Annotated in this window: 3 protein-coding genes; 2 read left to right on the forward strand and 1 reads right to left on the reverse strand. The window is 72.5% G+C overall.

What is annotated here, in order from left to right:
• Positions 1 to 241, reverse strand: a 241-nt coding sequence (locus tag ABZ260_RS48470) for a ketoacyl-synthetase C-terminal extension domain-containing protein (RefSeq protein ID WP_355632015.1), incomplete at its 3' end; no start/stop codon positions are given.
• On the opposite strand from ABZ260_RS48470, the gene ABZ260_RS48475 reads away from it, so the two are divergent.
• Together ABZ260_RS48475 and ABZ260_RS48480 are read left to right on the forward strand one after the other, a co-directional pair.
• Positions 242 to 2,188: an acyltransferase domain-containing protein gene (locus ABZ260_RS48475; RefSeq protein WP_355632018.1), complete on the forward strand. Its 1,947-nt coding sequence runs from the start codon at positions 242 to 244 to the stop codon at positions 2,186 to 2,188.
• Between the two features lie 20 nt (positions 2,189 to 2,208).
• The coding region (locus tag ABZ260_RS48480; RefSeq protein ID WP_355632020.1) for a beta-ketoacyl synthase N-terminal-like domain-containing protein at positions 2,209 to 3,598 on the forward strand (1,390 nt) is incomplete at its 3' end.

Here is a 3,598-nt window from a genome sequence, read left to right on the forward strand (position 1 = left end):
GGATCGAACCGATCCGCTCCCCCGAGGCCGGGAGCCGGATCACGCTGAGCTCGATCTTCTCACCGTCCGGCTTGCTGTGATCGAGCGGTTGTTCGATGATCACGTGGGCGTTGGTGCCACTGACCCCGAACGCCGACACCCCCGCCCGGCGCGGCGCGCCCGTCTCCGGCCAGGACCGCGCCTCGGTGAGCAGTTCCACGGCTCCGGCCGACCAGTCCACGTGCGGCGACGGCTCGTCCACGTGATCATCGAACAGGCTCCGCCGGTCGAGGCGACGCCCACCCGGGCGGAGCCGCGCGGCGGACCGCTCCCCTGGACGGTGTCGGGCAGGACCCCAGAGGCCCTGTACGGCCAGGCCGCCCGCCTGGCCGACTTCGTCGAGGCTTCCGATGACGCGGCCGAAATCGACCCCCGGGACCTCGGACTCTCCCTGGCCACCACGCGATCGGCCTTCGAGCATCGCGCCGTCGTCCTCGCCGAGGACACCGACGGGTTCGTGTCCGGCCTGCGCGCGCTGGCCGCCGGGACCTCCTCGCCCCGGGTGGTACGCGGTGTCGCGGATGTCGAGGGCGAGGGCAGGGTGGTGTTCGTCTTCCCCGGGCAGGGGTCCCAGTGGGCGGGGATGGCGGTCGAGCTGCTCGACTCCGCTCCAGTGTTCGCCCACCGGCTGGCGGCCTGTGGCCAGGCGCTCTCCCCGTACGTGGACTGGTCGCCCGCAGACGTCCTGCGTGGTGTGCCGGGCGCACCCGATCCGGACCGGGTGGACGTGGTCCAGCCGTTGCTGTGGGCGGTGATGGTGTCGCTGGCCGCCCTCTGGGAGTCCTACGGTGTCCGCCCCGCCGTCGTCGTCGGGCACAGCCAGGGCGAGATCGCCGCGGCGTGCGTGGCCGGAACCCTGTCGCTGGAGGATGCCGCACGGGTCGTCGCGCTCCGCAGCCGTGCCATCCTGGCCCTGGCCGGGAGCGGAGCCATGGCGTCGGTGGCGCTGCCACCGGGTGAGGTGGAGGCCAGGATCGCCGGGCTGGCGGGTCGCGTCTCGGTGGCCGCCGTCAACGGTCCCTCGTCGGTGGTGATCTCCGGCGATCCGGACGCGGTGGCCGGGCTCGTCGACGACTACCGGGAGCAGGACGTACGGGCCCGGCTCATCCCGGTGGACTACGCCTCCCACTCCGCGCATGTCGAGCGGGTCCGCGCGGAGGTGGGCGAGGCCCTCGCGCCGATCCGGCCGCGTCCCGGTGACGTGCCGATCCTGTCCACGGTCACCGCCGACTGGATCGGCACGGAGCCGATGGACGCGGACTACTGGTACGCGAACCTCCGTGAGCGGGTCCGGTTCGAGGAGGCCACCCGTGCGCTGGCCGAGCAGGGATACGACGTGTTCATCGAGGTCAGCCCACATCCGGTGCTGACCTCCGGCATCCAGGAGACCCTCGAAGGCACTGCCGGGCCGGGCGCGGTCGTGGCGGGATCGCTGCGCCGCGACCACGGCGGCCTCGACCGGTTCCGCACGTCTCTGGCGGAGGTGTACGTCCGAGGTGTCCCGGTGGACTGGCGGGCGGTGTACCCCGGCGCCCGCCGGGTACCGCTGCCGACCTACTCCTTCCGCCACCGCCGCTTCTGGCTCGACGCCGCGCCCGCCGGAGGCAGGCCGCTTGAGGTGCCGACCGTGGCGGAACCCGTGACCAGGTCGATCGCCACGCTGGCCGGAGCCGAGCTGGACGAGGCGCTGGTCGAGCTGGTCCGCGCCGAGTCGGCAGTCGTCCTGGGGCACGACGGCGCGAGCGCCATCGACCTCGGACGGGCCTTCCGGGAGCTTGGCCTGGACTCATTGACCGCCGTCGACCTGCGCAACCGGCTCGGCGCGGCCACCGGCCTGCGGTTGCCGGCCACGCTGGTCTTCGACTACCCCACGCCCGCCGCGATCGTCGGCTATCTCAGGAACGAACTGTCGTCGTCCGGGGAAGCCGTCCGGTTCCCCTCCGCCTCGGCCTCACTCGACTACCTGGAGGCGGTGTTCTCCTCCGGTGCCGAGAACGATCCCGAGTACGCGGAGCTCCTGACCCGGATGCGGGTCCTGCTCGACCGGTGGGGGACGGTCGCGCCACCGGTGGGCGCGGGCATCGACCTGGACTCCGCGACCGACGAGGAGCTGTTCCGGCTCCTCGACCACGACATCGACTCCCTTTGACGCTGAGGAGCGCATCCACCATGGCCGACGAGAAGCTTCGCGAATACCTGAAACGCGCGATCGCCGATGTCCACAGTCTGCGAGGGCGGCTGCACGAAATCGAGTCCGCGGGCAGGGAGCCGATCGCGATCGTGGGAATGTCCTGCCGGTTCCCCGGCGACGTGAACTCGCCGGAGGACCTGTGGGATCTGGTCGCCGCGGGCCGGGACGCGGTGTCGCGGTTCCCCGCGGACCGGGGCTGGGACCTGGACGGCCTGTTCGACCCCGATCCCGACCATCCCGGCACGTCGTACACCCGATACGGCGGCTTTCTGAGTGACGTCGCGGGCTTCGACGCGGAGTTCTTCGGGATCTCGCCGCGCGAGGCGCTGGCGATCGACCCGCAGCAGCGGCTGCTCCTGGAGAGCGCCTGGGAGGTGTTCGAGCAGGCCGGCATCGATCCGGCTCCGCTCCGAGGCAGCCGTACGGCGGTGTTCGCGGGGCTCGCGGGCGGTGACTACGCCGCCGGTTCCAGAACGCCCGAGGAACTGGAAGGCCACCTGGGCATCGGCACGCTGCGCAGTGTGGCGTCGGGCCGGATCGCGTACACGTTCGGGTTCGAGGGGCCCGCGGTCACGGTCGACACGGCGTGCTCGTCCTCGCTGGTCGCCCTGCACCTGGCGGTGCAGTCGCTGCGCTCGGGCGAGTCCGATCTGGCGCTGGCCGGGGGCGTCTCGGTGATGGCGTCGCCGCAGGGGTTCGTGGAGTTCTCGCGCCAGCGCGGCCTGTCGGTGGACGGCCGTTGCAAGGCGTTCGCCGGGGCGGCCGACGGCACCGGATGGGCCGAAGGCGTCGGGTTCCTGCTGGTGGAGCGCCTGTCGGACGCGCACCGGCTCGGCCACGAGGTGCTGGCGGTGGTCCGGGGTTCGGCGGTGAACCAGGACGGCGCCTCGAACGGGCTGACGGCCCCGAACGGCCCGGCGCAGCAGCGGGTGATCCGGCAGGCACTCGCCGGAGCACGGCTCTCCCCGGCGGACGTGGACCTGGTCGAGGCGCACGGCACCGGCACCAGGCTGGGCGACCCGATCGAGGCACAGGCGATCATCGCGACGTACGGTCAGGGGCGACCCGCCGGCCGGCCGCTCTGGCTGGGCTCGCTCAAGTCGAACATCGGTCACGCGCAGGCGGCGGCGGGCGTCGGCGGCGTGATCAAACTCGTCCAGTCGATCCGTCATGGGGTGTTGCCCAGGACGCTGCATGTGGATGAGCCGTCGCCGCATGTGGACTGGTCGGCCGGGGCGGTCGAGTTGCTCACCGAGGCGCGGGCCTGGCCGCGGACGGGTGGGCCGCGTCGGGCGGGGGTGTCGGCGTTCGGGGTGAGTGGCACCAATGCTCACGTGATCATCGAGCAGGCTCCGGACGATCCTGTCG

The sequence above is a fragment of the Streptosporangium sp. NPDC006013 genome (genome assembly GCF_040614275.1).
Classification (GTDB): Bacteria; Actinomycetota; Actinomycetes; order Streptosporangiales; family Streptosporangiaceae; genus Streptosporangium.